General features: G+C 67.7%; 15 protein-coding genes and 1 tRNA gene. 10 read left to right on the plus strand and 6 right to left on the minus strand.

Going from position 1 to position 20,765, the window contains the following annotated elements:
* Positions 1-30 precede the first annotated feature (30 nt).
* Entirely contained in the window at positions 31-4,587 is a 4,557-nt protein-coding gene (gene gltB, locus GQ464_RS12080) for a glutamate synthase large subunit (protein WP_228350249.1), read from the plus strand.
* Between the two features lie 80 nt (positions 4,588-4,667).
* Positions 4,668-6,131, plus strand: a complete 1,464-nt coding sequence (locus tag GQ464_RS12085) for a glutamate synthase subunit beta (protein WP_166977848.1) — start codon at positions 4,668-4,670, stop codon at positions 6,129-6,131.
* A 96-nt stretch (positions 6,132-6,227) separates the two neighbouring features.
* Here GQ464_RS12085 and GQ464_RS12090 read toward each other — a convergent pair.
* The 3 genes from GQ464_RS12090 to GQ464_RS12100 all read right to left on the minus strand — a co-directional run bounded on the left by GQ464_RS12090 (position 6,228) and on the right by GQ464_RS12100 (position 7,282).
* Positions 6,228-6,300 (minus strand) — tRNA-Glu (locus GQ464_RS12090).
* 302 nt (positions 6,301-6,602) lie between these two features.
* Complete coding sequence (locus tag GQ464_RS12095; protein WP_166977850.1) at positions 6,603-7,019, minus strand: type II toxin-antitoxin system VapC family toxin; 417 nt, start codon at positions 7,017-7,019, stop codon at positions 6,603-6,605.
* On the minus strand, positions 7,016-7,282 hold the full coding sequence (locus GQ464_RS12100) for a hypothetical protein (protein ID WP_166977852.1): 267 nt from the start codon (positions 7,280-7,282) through the stop codon (positions 7,016-7,018). The genes GQ464_RS12095 and GQ464_RS12100 overlap by 4 nt, the downstream gene beginning before the upstream one ends.
* A 240-nt stretch (positions 7,283-7,522) precedes the next feature.
* Here GQ464_RS12100 and GQ464_RS12105 point away from each other — a divergent pair, with 240 nt between their 5' ends.
* The 3 genes from GQ464_RS12105 to GQ464_RS12115 all read left to right on the plus strand — a co-directional run bounded on the left by GQ464_RS12105 (position 7,523) and on the right by GQ464_RS12115 (position 11,758).
* Complete coding sequence (locus tag GQ464_RS12105) at positions 7,523-8,650, plus strand: endonuclease/exonuclease/phosphatase family protein (protein ID WP_228350250.1); 1,128 nt, start codon at positions 7,523-7,525, stop codon at positions 8,648-8,650.
* Positions 8,651-8,740: 90 nt separating this feature from the next.
* Positions 8,741-10,387 (plus strand): acetolactate synthase large subunit, encoded by a 1,647-nt coding sequence (locus tag GQ464_RS12110; protein WP_166977856.1) that lies wholly within the window; start codon positions 8,741-8,743, stop codon positions 10,385-10,387.
* Between the two features lie 3 nt (positions 10,388-10,390).
* Positions 10,391-11,758 carry an NAD-dependent succinate-semialdehyde dehydrogenase gene (locus GQ464_RS12115; RefSeq protein WP_166977858.1) on the plus strand — a complete coding sequence of 456 codons (1,368 nt, stop codon included), beginning with the start codon at positions 10,391-10,393 and terminating at the stop codon, positions 11,756-11,758.
* A 15-nt stretch (positions 11,759-11,773) separates the two neighbouring features.
* Here the strand turns inward: GQ464_RS12115 and GQ464_RS12120 are convergent, their stop codons facing one another.
* The 3 genes from GQ464_RS12120 to GQ464_RS12130 form a co-directional block, all read right to left on the minus strand.
* Positions 11,774-13,039 carry a M48 family metalloprotease gene (locus GQ464_RS12120; RefSeq protein ID WP_166977860.1) on the minus strand — a complete coding sequence of 422 codons (1,266 nt, stop codon included), beginning with the start codon at positions 13,037-13,039 and terminating at the stop codon, positions 11,774-11,776.
* 17 nt (positions 13,040-13,056) lie between these two features.
* Entirely contained in the window at positions 13,057-14,049 is a 993-nt protein-coding gene (locus tag GQ464_RS12125; RefSeq protein ID WP_166977862.1) for a M48 family metalloprotease, read from the minus strand.
* Between the two features lie 142 nt (positions 14,050-14,191).
* Complete coding sequence (locus GQ464_RS12130; protein ID WP_166977864.1) at positions 14,192-14,677, minus strand: hypothetical protein; 486 nt, start codon at positions 14,675-14,677, stop codon at positions 14,192-14,194.
* A gap of 227 nt (positions 14,678-14,904) precedes the next feature.
* Between GQ464_RS12130 and GQ464_RS12135 the strand changes: the two genes are divergently transcribed.
* From GQ464_RS12135 to GQ464_RS12155, 5 genes are all read left to right on the plus strand, one after another.
* Positions 14,905-16,089 (plus strand): RNA-guided endonuclease InsQ/TnpB family protein, encoded by a 1,185-nt coding sequence (locus tag GQ464_RS12135; RefSeq protein ID WP_166977866.1) that lies wholly within the window; start codon positions 14,905-14,907, stop codon positions 16,087-16,089.
* 142 nt (positions 16,090-16,231) lie between these two features.
* The gene (locus GQ464_RS12140; RefSeq protein WP_166977868.1) at positions 16,232-17,461 is read left to right on the plus strand and encodes an MFS transporter; all 1,230 of its coding nucleotides are present in this window, start codon (positions 16,232-16,234) and stop codon (positions 17,459-17,461) included.
* 188 nt (positions 17,462-17,649) lie between these two features.
* Positions 17,650-18,822 carry a serine hydrolase gene (locus tag GQ464_RS18745; protein ID WP_166977870.1) on the plus strand — a complete coding sequence of 391 codons (1,173 nt, stop codon included), beginning with the start codon at positions 17,650-17,652 and terminating at the stop codon, positions 18,820-18,822.
* 76 nt (positions 18,823-18,898) lie between these two features.
* Positions 18,899-19,639, plus strand: a complete 741-nt coding sequence (locus GQ464_RS12150) for an RsmE family RNA methyltransferase (RefSeq protein ID WP_228350251.1) — start codon at positions 18,899-18,901, stop codon at positions 19,637-19,639.
* 518 nt (positions 19,640-20,157) lie between these two features.
* The gene (locus tag GQ464_RS12155) at positions 20,158-20,715 is read left to right on the plus strand and encodes an NUDIX domain-containing protein (protein ID WP_166977871.1); all 558 of its coding nucleotides are present in this window, start codon (positions 20,158-20,160) and stop codon (positions 20,713-20,715) included.
* Positions 20,716-20,765: the final 50 nt, after the last annotated feature.

A 20,765-nucleotide genomic window follows, 5' to 3' on the forward strand; every position in this document is an offset into this window, starting at 1 on the left:
CCGTTCCACATCAAAAAGCAGGAGGTTCACGTGTCTGGTCAACGTTCTCCCCGTGATTTGTATGATCCCCGCTTCGAACACGATGCCTGTGGGGTGGGTTTTGTCTGTACGCTGACGGGCGAAGCGACGCATCGGATCGTCCGGCAGGGATTGGAGCTGCTGGTCAACCTGGAGCACCGGGGAGCGTGTGGCTGTGACGAGAAGACGGGCGACGGCGCCGGGGTGCTTCTCCAGCTCCCGCATGCGTTCTTCGCGGAGCGGTGCCGGGCGCAGGGGCTGGTGCTTCCCGAGCCGGGCGACTACGCCGTCGGGATGGTCTTCCTGCCGGCCGTCTCCGCCCAGCAGGACTTCTGCCGGCGGATGATCGCCGATGCCGTGCGGGCCGAGGGGCAACGGCTGCTGGGCTGGCGCCGGGTTCCCACCCGCAACGAGCACATCGGAGCCATGGCGCGGGCCGTGGAGCCGTCCGTCTGGCAGTTCTTCGTCGGGCGTGGACCGGACGTGCCGGACCAGGCGGCCTTCGAGCGGAAACTCTACGTCATTCGCAAGGTGGTCGAGGGCATCGCCCGGCGGTCCGGGCCGGTCGTGCGCGACGCCTTCCACATCGCCAGCCTCTCCACGCGCACGGTCGTCTACAAGGGGATGCTCACGCCGGACCAGGTCGCCGGCTATTATCCGGACCTGACGGATCCGCTCGTGGCGAGCACGATGGCGATGGTGCATGCCCGCTTCAGCACGAACACGCTGCCCCAGTGGCCGCTGGCCCAGCCCTTCCGCTACCTCTGCCACAACGGCGAGATCAACACGCTACGGGGCAACGTGAACTGGATGCGGGCCCGTGAAGCCGCCTTCGAAGACGCGCGCTTCGGGGCCGATATGGAGAAGCTGACGCCCGTGCTCACCGAGGGCGCCAGCGACTCGGCCATCCTGGACAACGCCCTTGAACTGCTCTATCACACCGGGCGCGACCTGCCCCATGCCATGATGATGCTGGTGCCCGAAGCCTGGGAGCACCACGAGGCGATGGACGACGACCGCCGCGCCTTCTACGAATACCACGCCTGCCTGATGGAGCCGTGGGACGGTCCCGCCACGATCCCCTTCACCGACGGGCGCTACCTGGGCGCCGTGCTCGACCGCAACGGCCTGCGTCCCTCGCGCTACACCGTCACGAAGGACGGGCTGGTGGTGCTGGCCTCGGAAGCCGGCGTGCTGCCCATCGACGAGGCACGGGTGGAGACGAAAGGGCGCCTGCAGCCCGGCCGGATGTTCCTCGTGGACCTGGAGGAGCGGCGCCTCGTCAGCGACGAGGAGATCAAGGAGCGGGCTGCCCGGCGCCGGCCCTACCGGTTGTGGCTTGCGGAAAACCTGCGCACGCTGGAACGGTTGCCCGCGGTGCCGGCTTCCCAAACCGGGTACGCAGCGGCCGACGACCCGCCGGCGTGGCGGGAGAAACTCTTCGGCTACACGCTTGAAGACGAACGCCTTTTGATCGCGCCCATGGCCCTGAAGGGCAAGGAAGCCATCGGCTCGATGGGCGACGACACCCCGCTGGCCGTCCTCTCGGATCGCCCGCGCCTGCTCTACGACTACTTCCGCCAGCTCTTCGCCCAGGTGACCAACCCGCCGCTGGACGCCATCCGCGAGGAGCTGGTCACGTCGCTCATGACCTATCTGGGTGCGGCGCCGAACCTGTTCGAGGAGACCCCGGCGCATGCCCGGCGGCTCCGGCTGGAGCAGCCGATCCTCACCGACGCCGACCTGGCACGGATCCGGCAGGCCGGTGACGAGGCGCTCCGCACGGTTACGCTGGCGGCCACGTTCGACGGTGGCCGGGGCGGGGCCGGGCTTCAGGCCGCCCTCACACGCCTGTGTGCCGAGGCCGCCGACGCCGTCCGCACCGGCGCCACGATCCTCATCCTCTCGGACCGCACCGCCGGGGCCGTGCGCCTGCCCATCCCGGCGCTGCTGGCCACCGGGGCCGTCCATCACCACCTGATCCGCGAAGGGCTGCGGATGCGGTGCAGCCTCGTCGTCGAGAGCGGGGAGCCACGCGAGGTGCACCACTTCTGCACCCTGCTCGGCTACGGAGCCCAGGCCGTCAACCCCTACCTGGCCCTGGAAGTGGCCCACCGCCTGGCCGCCGACGAAGGCCTCGACCGGGAGGAGGCGGAGCACAACTTCATCAAGGCGGCCGGCAAGGGCATCCTCAAGGTGATGTCCAAGATGGGCATCTCGACGTTGCAAAGCTACTGCGGCGCCCAGATTTTCGAGGCCGTCGGTCTCGGCGACGAGGTGATCGAGGCGTACTTCACGGGCACGCCCTCCCGGCTGGGCGGCGTCGACCTCGACGTGCTGGCCGAAGAGGTGCGTCACCGGCATGCACAGGCGTTTCCGCCGGTTGCGTTGCCCTACGGGCAGGAGCTCGACGCCGGCGGCCGCTACCAGTGGCGGCGCGGCGGCGAGCACCACCAGTTCTTCCCGCTCTCCATCGCCCGGCTCCAGCATGCCGTCCGCGAGGGGCGCTTCGAGACGTACGAGGAGTACGCCCGGCTCGTCAACGAGCAGACGCGGCGCCTGGGCACGCTGCGAGGGCTGCTCGACTTCCGCACCGACGACGTCACGCCCGTGCCGCTCGACGAGGTGGAGCCGTGGACCGAGATCGTCAAGCGCTTCAAGACCGGCGCCATGTCCTACGGCTCCATCAGCCGGGAGACGCACGAGACGCTGGCCGAGGCCATGAACCGCCTCGGCGGCAAGAGCAACACCGGCGAGGGCGGCGAGGACCCCGAACGCTACGACCGTGCCCACCCGGCCCGCAGCCGCATCAAGCAGGTCGCCTCCGGCCGCTTCGGCGTCACCATCGACTACCTCACCAGCGCCGACGAAATCCAGATCAAGATGGCGCAGGGGGCCAAGCCGGGCGAGGGCGGCCAGCTCCCCGGCGAGAAGGTCTACCCGTGGATCGCCCGGACGCGCCACTCCACGCCGTACGTGGGGCTGATCTCCCCGCCGCCGCACCACGACATCTACTCCATCGAGGACCTGGCCCAGCTCATCCACGACCTGAAGAACTCGAACCCGGCGGCACGCATCAGCGTCAAGCTCGTCTCCGAGGTGGGGGTGGGCACCATCGCCGCCGGCGTGGCCAAAGGCAAGGCCGACGTGGTGCTCATCAGCGGGCACGACGGCGGCACGGGCGCCTCGCCGCAGACGTCGATCATGCACGCCGGCCTGCCCTGGGAGCTGGGCCTGAGTGAGACGCACCAGACGCTCGTGCGAAACGGGCTGCGCCGCCGCATCCGGGTCGAGTGCGACGGCCAGCTCAAGACCGGGCGCGACGTGGCCATCGCCTGCCTGCTCGGGGCCGACGAGTTCGGCTTCGCCACGGCCCCCTTGGTGGCGCTCGGCTGCATCATGATGCGCAAGTGCCACCTCAACACGTGCCCCGTCGGCATCGCCACGCAGGACCCCGCGCTGCGGAAAAAGTTCAGCGGGGAGCCCGAGCACGTCATCAACTATTTCCACTTCGTCGCCGAGGAACTGCGGCAGATCATGGCCGCACTCGGTTTCCGGACCGTCGACGAGATGGTCGGGCGGGTGGACCGGCTCCGGGTGCGCGAGGGGATCGACCACTGGAAGGCGCGGTACCTGGACCTCTCGCCGATCCTGCACCGGCCTCGCCTGCCGGACCTGCTGGCCCGCTTCCAGACGGACGAGCAGGATCACGGCCTCGACCGTGCCCTGGACCATCGCCTGATCGAGCAGGCGCGGCCCGCGCTCGAACAGGCCGAACGGGTGACGATCGAGACCGAGATTCGTAACGTCCACCGCACCGTGGGCACGCTTCTCAGCGCCGAGGTCAGCCGCCGGTATGGCCCGGCCGGCCTGCCCGACGACACCATCGTCGTCCGGGCCCGCGGGACGGCCGGGCAGAGCTTCGCCGCCTTCGGCGCACGCGGCCTCACGTTCGACATCGAGGGCGAGGCCAACGACTACTTCGGGAAGGGGCTTTCGGGGGCGCGGCTCGTCCTGCGGCCTCCCCGGGAGGCCACCTACGACCCGGCCCATGTGATCATCGTCGGCAACGTCGCCCTCTACGGCGCCACGAGCGGCGAGGTCTTCATCCGCGGGCAGGCGGGCGAGCGCTTCGCCGTGCGCAACAGCGGGGCACGGGCCGTCGTCGAGGGCGTCGGGGATCACGGCTGCGAGTACATGACCGGCGGCGTGGTCGTCGTCCTCGGCCCCACCGGGCGCAACTTCGCCGCCGGCATGAGCGGCGGCGTCGCCTACGTGCTCGACGGCACGCACGACTTCCGGCGCGGCCGCTGTAACCCGGAAATGGTGGACCTCGAACCGGTCACCGACCCCGAGGACATCGCCGAGCTCCGCGCCCTTATCGCAAGGCACCACGCCCTCACCGGCAGCACCGTCGCTGCCTGGGTGCTCGACGACTGGGAAACGGCCCTCCGCGAGTTTGTCAAGGTCATCCCCGTCGAGTACCGGAAGGCGTTGCAGCGCCTGGCCGAGGAAGCGGCGGATTCCAGCCGCGTGGACGCTTCCTCCGAAACCTCGATAGCCGCGTAAGGGGATCCCGCGCCGGCCAGACCCCGGCCCGCCTCCATCCTCCAATCTTCGATCTTCGATCTGCAATCTGCAATCCAGATATGGGCAAGCCGACCGGATTTATCGAATACCCGCGTGAGATGCCGCCGCGCCGTCCGGTGAAGGAGCGCGTGCGGGACTACCGTGACATCTACGCGCCGTTTCCCGAGGAGAAAGTGCAGACGCAGGCCGCCCGGTGCATGGATTGCGGCGTGCCGTTCTGCCAGAGCGGGTGCCCCCTCGGCAACGTCATCCCGGACTGGAACGACCTGGTCTACCGGGGGCGCTGGCGCGAAGCCTTCGAGCGGCTCCGGGCCACGAACAACTTCCCCGAGTTCACCGGCCGGATCTGCCCGGCGCCGTGCGAGAGTGCCTGTGTGCTCGGCCTCATCGAGCCGCCCGTGACCATCGAGCAGATCGAGCGAACCATCGCCGAGCATGCCTATGCCGAGGGCTGGGTGGTGCCGCAGCCGCCCGCGCGGCGCACCGGCAAGCGGGTGGCGGTCATCGGTTCCGGCCCGGCCGGCCTGGCCTGTGCCGACCAGCTCAACCAGGCCGGGCACACCGTCACCGTCTTCGAGCGGGACGACCGCATCGGCGGCCTGCTCCGCTATGGCATCCCCGACTTCAAGCTGGAGAAAGACGTCCTGGATCGCCGCCTGGCCGTCATGGAGGCCGAGGGCGTCGCCTTCCGCACCGGCGCCGATGTGGGGCGGACGGTGCCCGTCGAGGCGCTGGACGACTTCGACGCGGTGGTGCTCTGCGCCGGCGCCACGAAGCCCCGCGACCTGAACGTGCCGGGGCGGGAGCTGGCCGGCATCCACTTCGCCTGGGACTACCTGCGCCGCCAGAACAAGCGCGTCGCCGGCGACGCGGTGCCGGACGACCCGACGCTCGACGCCGCCGGGAAGGACGTCATCGTCATCGGCGGCGGCGACACCGGCAGCGACTGCGTGGGCACGGCCAACCGCCAGGGCGCCCGCTCGGTGACCCAGTTCGAGCTGATGCCCATGCCGCCCGAGACGCGCCCGCCGCACCAGCCCTGGCCCTTCTACCCGATGGTGCTGCGGACGAGCTCGTCCCACGAGGAAGGGGTGGACCGGCAGTGGAGTGTGATGACGACGGCGTTCCTCGGCACGGACGGGCACGTCGAGGCCCTGCAGACGGTGCGGGTGCGGCCCGTGCGGGAGGACGGCGGGCGGCTGCGTTTCGAGGAGGTGCCCGGCTCCGAACGCACCTGGCCGGCGGGCCTGGTGCTGCTGGCGATGGGCTACACCGGCCCCGAGCCGGACCTGCTCGACCGCCTCGGCCTCGAACGCACGCCCCGCGGCACCGTCGCCACCGACGCGCATTACCAGACGAGCCGCCCCGGCTTCTTCGCCGCCGGCGACGTGCGGCGCGGAGCCTCGCTCGTGGTGTGGGCCATCGCCGAGGGCCGCGAGGTCGCCCGCGCCGTCGACGCCCACCTGACCGGCTTCACGGCGCTGCCCGTGCGCGGCGAAGGCGACCTGCCGCTGGTGCGCTGAGCCGCCGGCTCGTGGCACCTTCGCCGGGGCGGCCCGTTTCCGCCACGACAAAACAAAACGCCGCGCCCGGAGGACGGGCACGGCGTTTTCAGGAGGTACCGCGTACGGGATTTGAACCCGTGTTACCGGCGTGAGAGGCCGGCGTCCTAGACCCCTAGACGAACGCGGCGTATCGTAATGGAGCTCTTCAAAACGCGTTTTTTCGAGACGGGTTCCCTCTTCGTGGGGCTCACCCGGTCCGCTCGGGACCACGGCGTTGCAGAATTTTGGCCGATCTTCTCATTTTTAATCTGGACTCGATCTAAACAGCGGGGTATCTTCTTTTCCGGTAACAACGACGACCTGTGATCGCGTCGTACCGCGTGGGAAGCGGCGCCCGTCTTTGCCGGAGCAGAGGCGGGCGCCGTTTGTGTGTAACGCCTGCCGTGCCGCCCTTGAAAAGGGCGGCGGCATGGACCGGCGAAAGGGAGATCATGCCGGTGGTCGTATCAGGGAGATGGTTTTCCGGCGATGTAGACGGTAGACGGAGAAGTCCTGTACGTCGAGCGTGAACACGGGCAGTTCGAGCAACTCGGCCAGGCGAACGACACAGGCATCAGCGAAATCCATCGATTGATCGGCATACTGCTCCAGCAGGCGCATCACCTCATGGGCCTGTTCATCGAAGTGCAGGGGCGTTGTTACTCTTCCCAGGCGGATCCACCGGCGCAGGGCGGCACGGGCCCGGGGTACCCTGCCGAGCAGGTGATAGGCCTCCGTCAGTACGGCTTCACACGTTACCAGGGGCGCTGCCAGATCGCGGGTTTGCTCCAGGGCCCAGGTATGATACCGGTCACGCGGGTTGAAGAAGGCCACGAGTGGGCCGGTATCCAGGATCGCCTGCCTCATGTCCCCAGGTCGTTGAGATAGGCCCGGTTGGTAGAGAGGTCTTCCGGCCCCTCTCCCAGGTCGGCCAGCAGTGCATCGAGCCCGTGGAAGGGAGTGCCCACCGGAAAGGAAGAGGTACCGACTTCGGTGGCGAGGATCTGCTCAACGGCCCGCAGGAGGGCTTCTTCAACGGAAAGATGGGCACGTTGGGCCAGCCGTTCGAGGGCCTGACGCTGCTCGGGTGTCAGCCGCAGGCGGATGTCGGAGGATTCGGACGAGGACATGGGAAGCGGCAGTTATCGCTTTTGTGCGAGGTAAAACGATGTATCTGTTGTGATGTTGCCGGATGACGAAATACAATCCACGCGTCGTGCCGCATGGGAAGCGGCGCCCGTCTTTGCCGGAGCAGAGGCGGGCGCCTTCGTCGTTCGGGGAGGATGCGCCATCAGCGAGGCGACACGGGACGGTTCAAACACATTCGCCCGATGGGTGTATCCTCTCAGCCGGCTTGTCTATATTCCGGCATGGCAACAGGCGATCGATCGGGTTATGGTGGCATCGGCATGAAGGCCTTTCTCTACGGCGCGGCCGTGCTGGTCCTCGTCGCAACGGCGCTGCCGGTCGTCCGGGGTGGGGCGTGGTGGATCCGCATCTTCGACTTTCCCCGCCTGCAGATCGTCTGCTTCGGGGGGATGGTGCTGGCGGGTCTGGTGTGGCCGTGGCCGGCGATGGGGGCCGGAGGACGGCTGCTGGCAGGCCTGCTGTTCCTGGCCCTGGGGCTGCAACTCTACCGCATCTTTCCCTATACCCCTCTGGCCGCGAAGGAAGTGCGGGACGCACGGCCCGGCGGTGAACGCTTCCGCCTGATGATCGCCAACGTGCTGATGACCAACCGCAACACGGAAGCCCTGCGCGAACGGATACGGGAAGCCGATCCCGACCTGCTGCTGCTCGTGGAGACGGACGCGCGGTGGCAGGAAGCCCTGCGCCCGCTGGAGACAACCTATCCGTACCGGCTTTGCTATCCGCAGGACAACACCTACGGCATGCTGCTTTTCTCTCGCCTGCCCCTCGAGAACGCCGGGGTGCGCTTTCTCGTCGAAGACGACGTGCCTTCGATGTGGGCCGAAGTGGTCTTGCCTTCCGGTGCCCGTTTCGATCTGATCGGCGTGCACCCGCGCCCCCCGCGCCCCGACATCGGGCAGGACGCCACCAAACGCGACGCCGAGCTGCTGCTGGTGGCCCGTATCGTCGCCGAGCGGGGACGACCCGCCGTCGTCGCCGGTGACCTGAACGACGTCGCCTGGTCTCACACCACCCGCCTCTTTCAACGTCTCAGCGGCCTGCTCGACCCGCGCAAGGGACGCGGCATGTACAACACTTTCCACGCAAGCTACCCCTTCCTCCGCTACCCGCTCGACCACGTCTTTCATGCCGGCGTGTTCCAGGTCGGGGCGCTGCGCCGCCTGCCCGCCTTCGGCTCCGACCACTTTCCAATGTTTGCCGAGCTGCGCTTCGAACCGGCCGGACGATTCTTGCAGGAGCCACCGGCGCCGGAGGACGGGGACGAAGCGGAGGCCCGGCAGAAGATCGAGGAAGGGCGAGAGGCGGCCCGGAACACCACCGAGGAGGAGAAACGCCGCGACTGCTGACCGGTAGGAAGGAAGCGGGCGAAGGGAAGTCCGGCAAGGATGCCGGGCCGGCTCCGGTTTTTTTTGCACCACCAACCCGTTTCGGATTGTATGACCGTTGCCGAGCTGTTTGTCCGGTGCCTGGCGCAGGAGGGCGTGAAGTACGTTTTCGGGGTGCCGGGAGAGGAGAACGAAGATTTGCTTTTCGCGCTGGCCGGTTCTCCGGTTACGTTCGTCCCGACGCGGCACGAACAGGGGGCGGCCTTCATCGCCAACGTGTGGGGAAGGCTCACCGGCGAGGCGGGGGTCTGCCTCTCGACGCTCGGCCCCGGCGCCACGAACCTGCTCACGGGCGTGGCCGATGCCAACCTGGACAAGGCCCCGCTCGTGGCCGTCACCGGGCAGGGCAGCACCACCCGCCTGCATCACGAGAGCCACCAGTATATCGATGTGGTGAACATGTTTCGGCCCGTGACGAAGTGGAACACGTCGGTGGCCGATGCCCGCGTGGTGCCCGAGGTGGTGCGCAAGGCCTTCAAGCTGGCCGAGATCGAAAAGCCCGGCGCCACGCACGTCGAGCTGCCCGAAGACGTGGCGAAGGAGACGGTGCCGGCGGGAGCCGTGCCCCTGCCGCGCCGGGGGGTCCGTCGCCCCGCGCCCGACTACAAGGCACTCGAACGGGCCGTGGCGCTGCTCCGAAAGGCCCGCCGCCCGCTCGTGCTGGCCGGCAACGGCGCCATCCGCAAGCTCGCCAGCACCCACCTGACCCGCTTCTGCACCACGCACGGTATCCCGGTCGTGAGCACCTTCATGGGCAAGGGCGCCGTCTCCGACCGGCTCGACGTCTCGCTGCTGAGCATCGGGCTGGGGTTCAAGGATTACGTGATGGAGGCCGTCGAGCAGGCGGATCTGATCGTCACCGTCGGCTACGACATCGCCGAGTATGCGCCCGAGGCGTGGAACCCGCACGGCGACAAGACGATCGTCCACATCGACTTCGTGCCCGCCGAGGTCTATACCCACTACACCCCCGAGGTGGAGCTTGTCAGCGACATCTCCGGGGCGCTCTGGGCGCTCAACGAACGCCTCGACGGGGACGCCCTCGCCGCCGAGCGCGGCTGGCACCGGGCGGTCCGCCGGCGCATCCTCGACGACCTGGCGACGTACGACCTGCCCGGCGACGCCACCACGTTTCACGTGCCGGGCGTGCTCAACGTCGTCCGGTCGATCCTTCCCGAGGACGGGCTGCTCCTGAGCGACGTGGGGGCACATAAGATGTGGATCGCCCGTAACTTCCCCACCTACTGCCCGAACGGGTGCATCATCAGCAACGGGCTGGCGAGCATGGGCATCGCCCTGCCCGGCGGCATCGCGGCGGCGCTCGTCGATCCCGGCCGGCCCATCGTGGCGGCCATGGGCGACGGCGGGTTCCTGATGAACGCCCAGGAACTGGAGACGGCCCGCCGCCTGAACGTGGGCTTCACCTGCCTGGTCTTCAACGACAACGACTACGGCCTCATCGCGTGGAAGCAGGAAATGGCCCGTGGCACCTCCGTCGGCACCCGCATCGGCAACCCGGACTTCAAGGCCTTCGCCGAGAGCTTCGGCATCCCGGGCTACCGCCCCGCGACGGTGGCCGAACTGCGGGCCACGCTCGAGGGCACCCTGGCCCGGCGCGAGCTGTGCCTCGTCGAGGTCCCCGTCGATACGTCGGTCAATCACGAACTCGTCCAGAAGTTGAACCAGTACTGGAGCTGAAAGATGGCTATCCGATCGATCAACCCGGCCACGGGGGAGGTTCTCCGAACGTACGAAGAACATACCGAGGAAGAGATCCGGCTGATTCTGAAGGATGTGGACGCGGCGCAGCAGGCGTGGCGCCGCGTGCCTTTCGAGGCCCGGGCCGACCACATGCGCGAGGCCGCCCGGCTCCTGCGTGAGCGCGCCGACCGCTACGCCCGCCTCATGGCCGAGGAGATGGGCAAGCCCGTCGCCCAGGGGCGCGCCGAGGCGGAGAAATGCGCCTGGGTGTGCGACTACTACGCCGACAACGCCGCCCGCTTCCTGGCCGACGAACCCATCGAGACGGACGCCTCCGAGAGCTTCGTGACCTACCAGCCGCTGGGGGTGGTCCTGGCCGTCATGCCGTGGAACTTCCCGTTCTGGCAGGTCTTTCGCTTCGCCGCGCCCAACCTGATGGCGGGCAACGCCGGGGTGCTCAAGCACGCCTCGAACGTTTTCGGCTGTGCGCTCGCCATCGAGGAGGTCTTCCGCGACGCGGGTTTTCCGAAGCACCTGTTCCGCACGCTGCTCATCTCCAGCCGGAAGGTGGAGGCCGTCATCGCCCACCCGCTGGTGAAAGCCGTCACGCTGACGGGCAGCACCCCGGCGGGCCAGGCGGTGGCGGGCAAAGCCGGCTCGGTGCTCAAGAAGACCGTCCTCGAGCTCGGCGGCAGCGATCCGTACGTCATCCTGGAAGACGCCGACCTGGAGGCAGCCGTCGAAACGTGCGTCACGAGCCGGCTCATCAACTCGGGGCAGAGCTGCATCGCGGCCAAGCGGTTCGTGGTCGTCGAGGCCGTCCGCGAGGCGTTCGAGGAGCGATTCGTGGCGCTGATGGCGGCCAAGAAGCTGGGCGACCCGATGGCAGAGGACACCGACGTGGGCCCGCAGGCGCGGGTGGACCTGCGCGACGACCTGCACCGGCAGGTGCTCGAAAGCATCGAGAAGGGGGCGCGCCGGTTGCTCGGCGGCGACATTCCGAAAGGGCCGGGCGCCTACTACCCGCCCACCGTGCTGACCGACGTGCGGCCGGGCATGCCCGCCTACGAGGAGGAACTGTTTGGCCCGGTGGCCGCCATCATCCCCGTGCGCAACGAGCAGGAAGCCCTTCGCGTGGCGAACGATTCGTCCTTCGGCCTCGGCGCGGCGGTCTTCACGCGGGACGTCGAGAAGGGGCGGCGCATCGCGCGGGAGGAGCTGGAGGCCGGTTGCTGCTTCGTCAACGCTTTCGTCCGCTCGGACCCGCGCCTGCCCTTCGGGGGCGTCAAGGAGAGCGGGTACGGCCGCGAGCTTTCCGAGGCCGGCATCCGGGAGTTTGTCAACATCAAGACGGTGTACGTCCGGTAGGATGCCCGGCGGGGCTCATTGTGCCAGGGCGTTCCACAGGCGCGCCTTCTCCAGGTGGGTGCGGCCGGTGAGGGGACTGGGGTCTTGAAAGACGGGAGCGGCATCGCCGGCCGGTTGTTCGAAGGCGTAGATGAGGGCGGTGCAGCGGTGCGTGGGGGTCAGCGGACGGGCGCCGAGGGCGGGCGGCAGCGCGTTCAGCCCGCCGCTGAGCCAGGCCTGTCCTTCGGCCAGGCTCACGGCGACGTTCTCCTGCGTGAAGGGATGGGGTGAGACGATGAAGACGACGATGCGATAATGGCCCGGCGTGGCCGTGAACAGGGCCCGGAAGTATTCGGTGAGTGAAAAGCGCGTCATCGGTCGCACCCGCGTAGACCAGCGGTCGGGTGGGTCCTTCGGGGTGCCGTCCGGGAAGATCTGTTCGAGGCGGGCCACGAGGGCGAAGCCGTCCGGCACGGCGTAGTAGCTGCGTTCGCCGTAGCCGACGGCCTCGAGGGCGGTCTCCAGCCGCTGGGCCAGGGCCTGCAGCGTGGCGGGCGGGCCGATGCCGGCGGCCAGGCGCTCGGCCGGCAGGTTGGTGAAGGCGGAGGCCTTCGGCGGCGGCCAGGGGAAGGTGGGCCCTTCGGCCGGGGAAGCCGGGGTCGCTCCGGAATCACTGGTGTAGCCGTAGTAGTGTTGCGTCGACGTGGCGGCCTTGGCCCAGCCTTCCCGGACGGCCGCCCGGCGAAGGGGCCAGGCCGGATGCGTCGGGCGTGCCTGCGGGGCGGCCAGGGAATCCATCAGGGCGGTGGCCTGTCGTGCGGAGGCCCGAAGCCGGGCCAGCACGTAGCCGGAGAAGTCGTCCGCCTCCAGTTCTTCGAACACCCGTTGCTTGCCCTCGCTCAGGGTATGGTTCAGCAGGTGGTGGCCGGTTTCATGGGCCAGCACGCGGAGCGCCGCCCACGCTTCGTCCTCACGTCCCTGTGTTTTCCGGATGAAGAAAGGGTTGTAGAGCAGCACCCGCCGGTCTGCATCGCGGGCGGCGGCGACCGTGGGGACGTTGGCCGCGCGCACGGTGAAGTTGCGTGGCAGCCGCACTTCCCGCAGGATGCGGTCTATGGCCGCCTCGGCCTCCTGATCGGCCGGGAACGCGTAGAGCGCCTCCCGGACGGCCGTGCCATCGTAGTTGCAGAAGGCTTCGAACGTGACCTGCTCCTGGGCGACCGACGGCCCGGCCGAGAGCAACAGGGTCGAAAGCAGCAGGCCGGGCAGCGGGGCGAGGCGCGTGCAGGCAGGGGGCGTCATGGCTCCGGGCGGTTGTCTCACTCGTTGTACGTGACGTGGCCCATCCGAACGGCCTGTCCCCAGGCGTTGCGCCCCCAGATGATCCCGCTCGTGTCGACGGCATAGGTGGTGCCGGTCAGGCCCATCAGATCCAGGTAGTACTTGACGGTCGGATCGCTCGACTGCACGACGTAGAACCAGGCGACGCCGGCCTGGTTGGAGGGGACGCGCCGGCCGACGCTGATCGTCATGCCCATGTAGTTCATGTAGATGTCGCCCGTGCGGGTGACGAAGGACACGCTGCCGTCCTGGAAGAGGCACTGTGCCACGATGGTGTTGCCGGGGACGGGGTCGGGGGGCGGCAGGTCGTCCCGTTCCTCGTCGGCGATGGGCTCCCGGACGGGGCGTCTGTCCTTCTCGGCGGGAGTCGCCCGGGGTTCGGTGCGCGGGTTCTGGTCACGGGCCTCCATCCAGCCGTTGGCGATGGCGGCCAGGCGCGCCGACTTCGGCGGGTGCGTTTCGCTGCCGCCTTCCCCTGCCATCGCTTCCATGGCCGCCTGTGCGTCTTCGAGTGTGGCCTCCATCTTGTAGAGGATGTAGCCCGAAAACTTGTCGGCCTGCAGTTCCGTTTCGGGGCGGCTGCCGCCGGGTTCGAGGGTGTGTCCGGAGAGGTGATGCCCGATCTCGTGGGCCAGGATGCTGATGGCCGCCCAGTCCGTGTGGGTCGTTCGCTTTACCCGCTCCATGAACGTCTGGTTGTACAGGATCAGTCGTTTGCTGTCGCGGATGACGGCGGCGGCGTTGGGCACGTTGGCGGCCTTGATGGTGAAGTTTTGCGGCAACCCGGTGTAGCGCATGATGCGCTCGACGGCCGTTTCGGCCTCCCGGTCGGAGGAAAACCCGTAGATCTCTCCCGCAATGGATTCGCCGTAATAGCTACAGGCTTCGCGAACGACGAGCAATTCCTGAGACGAGGCCGGGCGGAAGCCGCTCACCAGGAGCAGCGCGGCGAGGAGCAGGGAGCGTTTCATGGTATGTGGCCTCTTGCCGGGGAAAGGGCGCAGAGAAGGGCATCGACGCGGGCGCGAAAGACGTGCGGGCGATGCGAGATGCACGAAAATAGCGTCTTTGATACCGTGCTTCGATTAATCTAAGTAATTTTTTTACCGAAATCTAGGCCGAATCGGGGTGGTTTTCTTCCGGAGGTGGGGCAGCCGGGGAGGCGGCGGTTCGGGGGTGCCGGTCTGTTGCTACGAAGAAGAAGCCGAGCACGGCGCCGGCGAGGCCCTGCAGCGGTCCCAGCCAGAGGTTGGACAGGCGCATCAGTTCCAGCTGGGGGAGGGGAGAGAACGGGCTCAACAGCAGGGTCAGGCTGACGATGGCCAGGTAGACGACCGAGAGCGCATAGGCCAGGCGGAAGGTGAAGGGGTCCACCCGGGCTGCTCTGGCACTGCGCCCGAGGGCATCCGAGGCAATCACCCCGGCGATGAGGGACAGCGTCGGCATGATCGTCGGGAGGAACCAGCTCCAGGCCTCGCGGGCCTGATCGCCGTAACGCCCGAGGAAGGTCTGTAACAGCAGCAGCAGGAAGATCAGACCGCCACCGGTGAACCACAGTACGGCCAGGCGTTTCTGGCAGCGGGATTTGAGGAGAGGCATGGTGCTGTCGGGGAAGGGAAGGGTGCAACCCGTCTGGCGGAAGCGATACGACGTGGCGGCCGCGATGCCGGGCGAATCTCACGAGAAAGGATGCAGGATAGCGAGCGCAGGAAGCCCACTCGTTTACGGGTGGGAGGAATGCGCCTTTGCTCAGAGCACAACGTTCAGCCTGAGAGCAGGAACTTCCGCAGGCGACACATAATAGCTTGTGAAATCCCAGTACCTTTATGCCCACCGTACGTTACCGATACCGCTTCTATCCCAACGCCAAGCAGCGACAGATGCTCGCCCGGCAGTTCGGGTGCGTTCGGTACGTCTACAACTGGGCGCTGGCGCTCAAGCGGGATGCCTTCCGCGAGCGGGCGGAGAAGATCGGCTACGCCGAGACGGACAAGCGGCTGACGGCGCTGAAGCGGGAGCCTGATCATGCATGGCTTCGCGACGTCTCCAGCGTTCCGCTTCAGCAGGCCCTTCGACATCTCGACAAAGCGTACACGGCGTTCTTCCGGGGCGCCGCCCGGTTCCCTCGCTTCAAGGCAAAGAAGCACCGTCAGAGCGCCACGTACACCAGACAGGGCTTTTCGCTCAGAGACAGCGGAGTACCGGGGCAGCCCGTCGTGAAGCTTGCCAAAATGAGCACCCCGCTCAAGATCCGGTGGAGCCGCCCGCTGCCGTCCGCTCCGTCGAGCCTGACGGTCGTTCAGGAGCCTGATGGGAAGTACTACATCTCCTTCGTCGTCGAGGTGGATTATCAGCCTCTCCCGAAAACCAAGAGAGAGGTGGGTATCGATCTCGGCTTGAAGGATGTGGTGGTAACCTCCGACGGCTGGCGTAGCGGTAATCCGAAGCATCTCAAACGCGCTCTGGATCGCCTTGCCCGCGAGCAGCGAAAGCTCGCTCGCAAGCAGAAGGGTTCCAGGAACTGGCACAAGCAACGCCGGAAGGTGGCGAAGCTACACGCGAAGGTGCGGAACCAACGCACCGACTTCCTGCACCAGGTTTCGACGCGGCTCGTACGGCGTTATGATGCCGTCTACGTGGAATCGCTGAATGTGAAGGGCATGGTCAAGAACCACAGCCTTGCCCGCGCCATCAGCGATGCCGGTTGGAGTGCCTTCGTCGGAATGCTCTCGTACAAGGCGAACCTGTACTGCAAGCAGCTGGTGCAGATCAACCGCTGGTATCCAAGCAGCAAGACGTGTTCGGATTGTAGTTATACGATGGAAACCCTTCCGCTGGGTGTGCGGGCATGGGTGTGCCCTCGGTGCGAGGCAGAGCACGACCGCGACGTAAACGCGGCTAGGAACATTCAGGCGGTCGGGCAGACCGTAGCCGAACGATCGTTCGGCAAAGCTTGTGGAGACGGTGTAAGACCGGCGCTAGCTCTGGTTAGCGGCGGCGACTGTCGATGAAGCAAGAATCCCACGAGCTTCAGCCGTGGGAGTGTCAAGATAACACTTTTGCCTCAAAGGTGCCAGCGGTCGTATGCTGGGGCAGCCGGGCACCCGGCTTTCGGTGAGGCGACCGGCTGTGGCAGGCAAGCAGGCAGACGGCATGACGACAGAACGACCTCCGCGGAAGGTACGGCATCTGGTGGTGCTGGCCGTGGCCGAGTTGCTGGCCATGGCGTTGTGGTTCTCCGCCTCGGCGATCGTCCCGCAGCTCACGGTGGCCTGGGGACTCTCGGGTGCGACCCAGGCCTGGCTGACGATGAGCGTGCAGGTCGGCTTCGTCGCCGGGGCGCTGGGGAGTGCGGTGCTGAACCTGGCCGACCGTGTCCCGGCGCCGCGCCTGGTGGCGCTGAGCGCGCTGGCCGGTGCGCTGTGCAATGCCGCCATCGCGCTCTGGGTGGATGCCCCGGCGCCGGCGCTCGCCTTGCGCTTTCTGACCGGCATGACGCTGGCCGGGGTCTACCCGCCTGCGATGAAACTGGTCGCCTCCTGGTGCCGGGCAGACCGGGGCTTCTGGATCGGTGTGCTCGTCGGTGCCCTGACCGCCGGATCGGCGGTTCCCCACCTGCTCAATGCGCTGCCGCTCTTCGGGACGGAGGGGTTGCCTCCCTGGCGCACGGTGCTGCTGGCCAGCTCGGTGCTGGCGGTGGCCGGGGCGGTGCTGGTGGGGGGCTTCGTGCGGCCGGGGCCCCTGCTGGGGCAGGCCCGTCGCTTCGACTGGCGGCACGCCGCCGCCGGCCTGCGTGCCCGGCCCGCCCGCCTGGCCAACTTCGGCTACTTCGGCCACATGTGGGAGCTCTACGCCATGTGGGCCTGGGTGCCGATGATGTTGCTGGCCGCCTACGAGCAGGCCGGCTGGGGCGAACAGGCCGCCCGCCTGGCCGGCTTCGCCGCCATCGCCGTGGGCGGGCTCGGGTGCGTCCTGGCCGGTCGCCTGGCCGACCGGTACGGGCGCACCACCATCACGATCGCCAGCCTGGCCGTCTCGGGAACATGCTCCGTCTCCGCCGGACTCTTTTTCTCGCAGCCCGCCGTGCTCACCGGTCTCTGCCTCGTGTGGGGCTTTGCCGTCGTGGCCGACAGCGCCCAGTTCAGCGCTGCCGTCAGCGAGCTGGCCAACCCGCGCTACGTGGGCACCGCGCTTACCGTGCAGACGTGCATCGGCTTCCTCATCACCCTGGTTTCGATCCGCCTCATCCCGCCGATCGTCGAACTCGCCGGGTGGACGTGGGCCTTTGCCCTGCTCGTGCCGGGTCCCCTCTTCGGCATGGCCGGCATGATCCGGCTTCGCGGCCTGCCCGAAGCCCGCAGGCTGGCTTCGGGAAACCGGTGAACGCGTCCCGGAGCGGCGGAAAGATCGGGGCCGCCCGGGATTGCAAAACGGTACGAAGCCGGCCCGCACATAAGGGGCGTCGCCCCCGGCCGCACGTTGCAACGGGCACACGCCCCCGGTTATTTTTAGAGCAAAGGGAAGCCCCTGCTCTCGCAGCGGGCCCGAACGTTCAACCATTCCCCTGCACCATGCGCCGCCTTCTGTTTTTCCTGCTGGCAACGGGCCTGCTCGCCTCCAGGGCCCCGGGCCAGTCCCCGACCGAACGGCTGGAACTGCTCTTTACCCAGGATACGACCCGGGCCGAGTGGTTTGCCCCCCCCTTTCTGGAGCAGGTCCCGGCGGAACAGGTAGCCCGGATCGTGCGGCAACTCCGGCAGGACTACGGGGAATGGGTGGGAGCGACGGGCCGGGGCATCGAATACGACGTATCGCTGGAACGCGCGAACATTCCCACCCGCATCGTGCTGGACGCGCGTGGCCGGATCGCCGGGCTCTTTTTTGGACCTCCCGTTCCGCTGATCGCCAGCCGCGAGGCGCTCCTGGATTCCCTCCGGCAACTGCCCGGCACGGTCAGCCTGTTCGTGCAACAGGAGGGCCGGGATGCCATGGCGCTTCAGCCGGACACCGCCCTGGCCGTCGGCTCGGCGTTCAAGCTGGCGGTGCTGCTGGCGCTTCGCCGGGCACTCGAGGCCGGTCGCCATCGCTGGGACGAGGTCGTCCGGCTCCGACCGGAATGGAAAAGCCTGCCTTCCGGCTTTCTCCACACCTGGCCGGAGGCGTCGCCGCTGACGCTGCACACGCTGGCGGCGTTGATGATTTCGCAGAGCGACAATACGGCGACCGACGCGCTCATCCATCTGCTGGGACGTGCCCCCATCGAAGCCCTTGCGCCCCGTAATCGCCCCTTCCTCACCACGCGGGAAGCATTCGTCCTGAAAAATCCGGCCAACCATGCCCGGGCGCAGCACTTCCTCGAAGCCGGTCTGGCCGAGCGGACGTCCCTGTTGCCCGGTTTGCAGGCCCTTCCCCTGCCCGACGAAAGCCTGTTTGCCGACGGCCCGGTGCGGCCCGAAGTCGAGTGGTTCTTCTCTGCGCGGGAGCTCTGCACGCTGATCTCGGCGGTCTACGACCTGCCGGTCATGCAGATCAATCCGGGCCTGGCGCGTCGCGAAGACTGGCAGCTCGTGGCCTTCAAGGGGGGCTCGGAGCCCGGCGTGCTGAACCTGACCACCTATCTGGTCGATCACCAGAACCGGCACCATTGCATCAGCGCTACCTGGAATCATACGGACGTGCTGGACCAGGCGCGCTTTGCCGGCCTGTACCGGCGGTTGCTGCAACAACTTCGAACCCAGCCCTGAACCGTTGCCGGCCCATCCGGAGCAGGCCGGGGGCACGGGTTCGGTGACGTTCAACCCTTCGGCAAGAGATTCGCACGTGGCGAACCTGATCACGGCTCATTACGCACCACCGGCCTGTATTGAGGGCGAGACGGTGATTCTGCCCGAGGAAGAGGCCCATCACGTCGTCCGGGTGCTACGGCGCCGTGTGGGCGACGAGATCACCGTGGTCGACGGCGAGGGGGGATGGTATCGTGTGCGCCTGGACGAAGCGAACCGCACCCGGGCTGCCGGGACGATCCTGGAACGGCGCCAGGGTGTAGGCGAGCCTCCCTACGATCTGACGATCGGGATGGCGGTGCTCAAAAACCCCGGCCGGTTCGAGACGTTTCTGGAGAAGGCCGCCGAGCTGGGGGTCTCGGCCGTGGTGCCGCTGCACACCGGCCGTACGGAGAAGGAGCGCATCAAGCCGGCCCGTGCCCGGCGTATCCTGGTGGCGGCGATGAAGCAGTGCGGGCGGAGCCGGCTCGTGCGGCTGGATCCGCCGCAGGCCCTGCCCGACCTGTTGCGGGGTGCTTCGCCCGACCTGGGGTTTCTCTGCCATGAGCAAGCGGATCCGGCATGCACCCTCGATGCCATGCTCCGGCGGTATGCCGGGGCCCGGCGGGTCGTGGTGCTCGTCGGGCCCGAGGGCGGGTTCACCGAGGACGAGGTGGCCGGGGCCCGGGAGGCCGGCTACCACCCGGTGTCGCTGGGACCCCGGCGGCTGCGGGCCGAAACCGCCGGCCTCGTGGCCGCCGCGGCCGTCATGCTCGCCCGGCCTCACGATTTCGTATGAAGTGTCGGCGAAGAACCCCCCCCGGCCGGGCAGCAAATCCCGTGTGCCGTTACGATTTAAGGGTGAGGTGGGGAGCGATGAAAGCCCACGGCTTCAGGGCTATCTCATGAGATAGCCCATGTGGGATGAAATCGCCAGCAGAGTGTGACACACTAGGACGCGGAACGCGTCCAATGTCGTTGGCTTGTGTTAACTTTAGACACATAATAGGTTTGTAGATACTCGCTAAACGATGCGCAGGGAAGGGGCATCTTCCCCTGGGGTAGGCGACGTAAGACCGTCTACCACCCCCCTCGGTGGGGTGGGACGGCTGTCGCTGAAGGCTATCTCGTGAGGACGCGTTGGCCGTGTAGGGCCGCAAGGGCCGTGTAACACGGCCAACGCGGCCGGACGGCCCTTGCGTCCAAATAGCCGGGATCCCAGAATCCCACGTGCTTCAGCCGTGGGAGTATGTCAATTTGCTGCAAACGCCCATCGCCGGGACGGCTGGGACAGGACAGACAGGAGGGCGCAGCGACATGACCGACCTGCAGGAGAAGCCGCTTTCGTCCACGCCCGTCTATGACGGGGTGTTGCTCAAGGTCCGGCGGGACGAGGTGCGCCTGCCCGACGGCGGCACGTCGGTGCGGGAATGGATTGATCATCCGGGTGCGGCGGCCGTGGTCCCCCTGTTCCCGGACGGGACGACCCTGCTCGTCCGGCAGTTCCGGTATCCCCCGCGCCGGACGTTTCTCGAAGTGCCCGCCGGCAAGCTCGACGTGGCCGGAGAAGATCCGGCCACCGTAGCCCGGCGCGAGCTCGAGGAGGAGACGGGCTACCGGGCGGGCCGCCTCACGGCCCTGGGAGCGCTCTATCCGTGCATCGGCTACAGCAACGAGGTCATCCACTTCTTTCTGGCCGAAGACCTGACCGCCGGGGAACGCGACCTGAGCGACGGCGAGTTTCTCGAACCCGTACCGGTCCTCTTGGCCGAGGCCGTCGCACAGGCCCGGCGCGGCGAGCTGCACGACATGAAGACGGTCGCCGCCCTGCTGCTCGCCGAGGCCCATCTGGCCGGACGGGCATCGAAACCGTGAACTTCTCTGGAACACGTTGTCCGCCCGGAACATGCACCGTATCTTTCACT

The organism is Rhodocaloribacter litoris (genome assembly GCF_011682235.2).
GTDB classification, from domain to species: domain Bacteria; phylum Bacteroidota; class Rhodothermia; order Rhodothermales; family ISCAR-4553; genus Rhodocaloribacter; species Rhodocaloribacter litoris.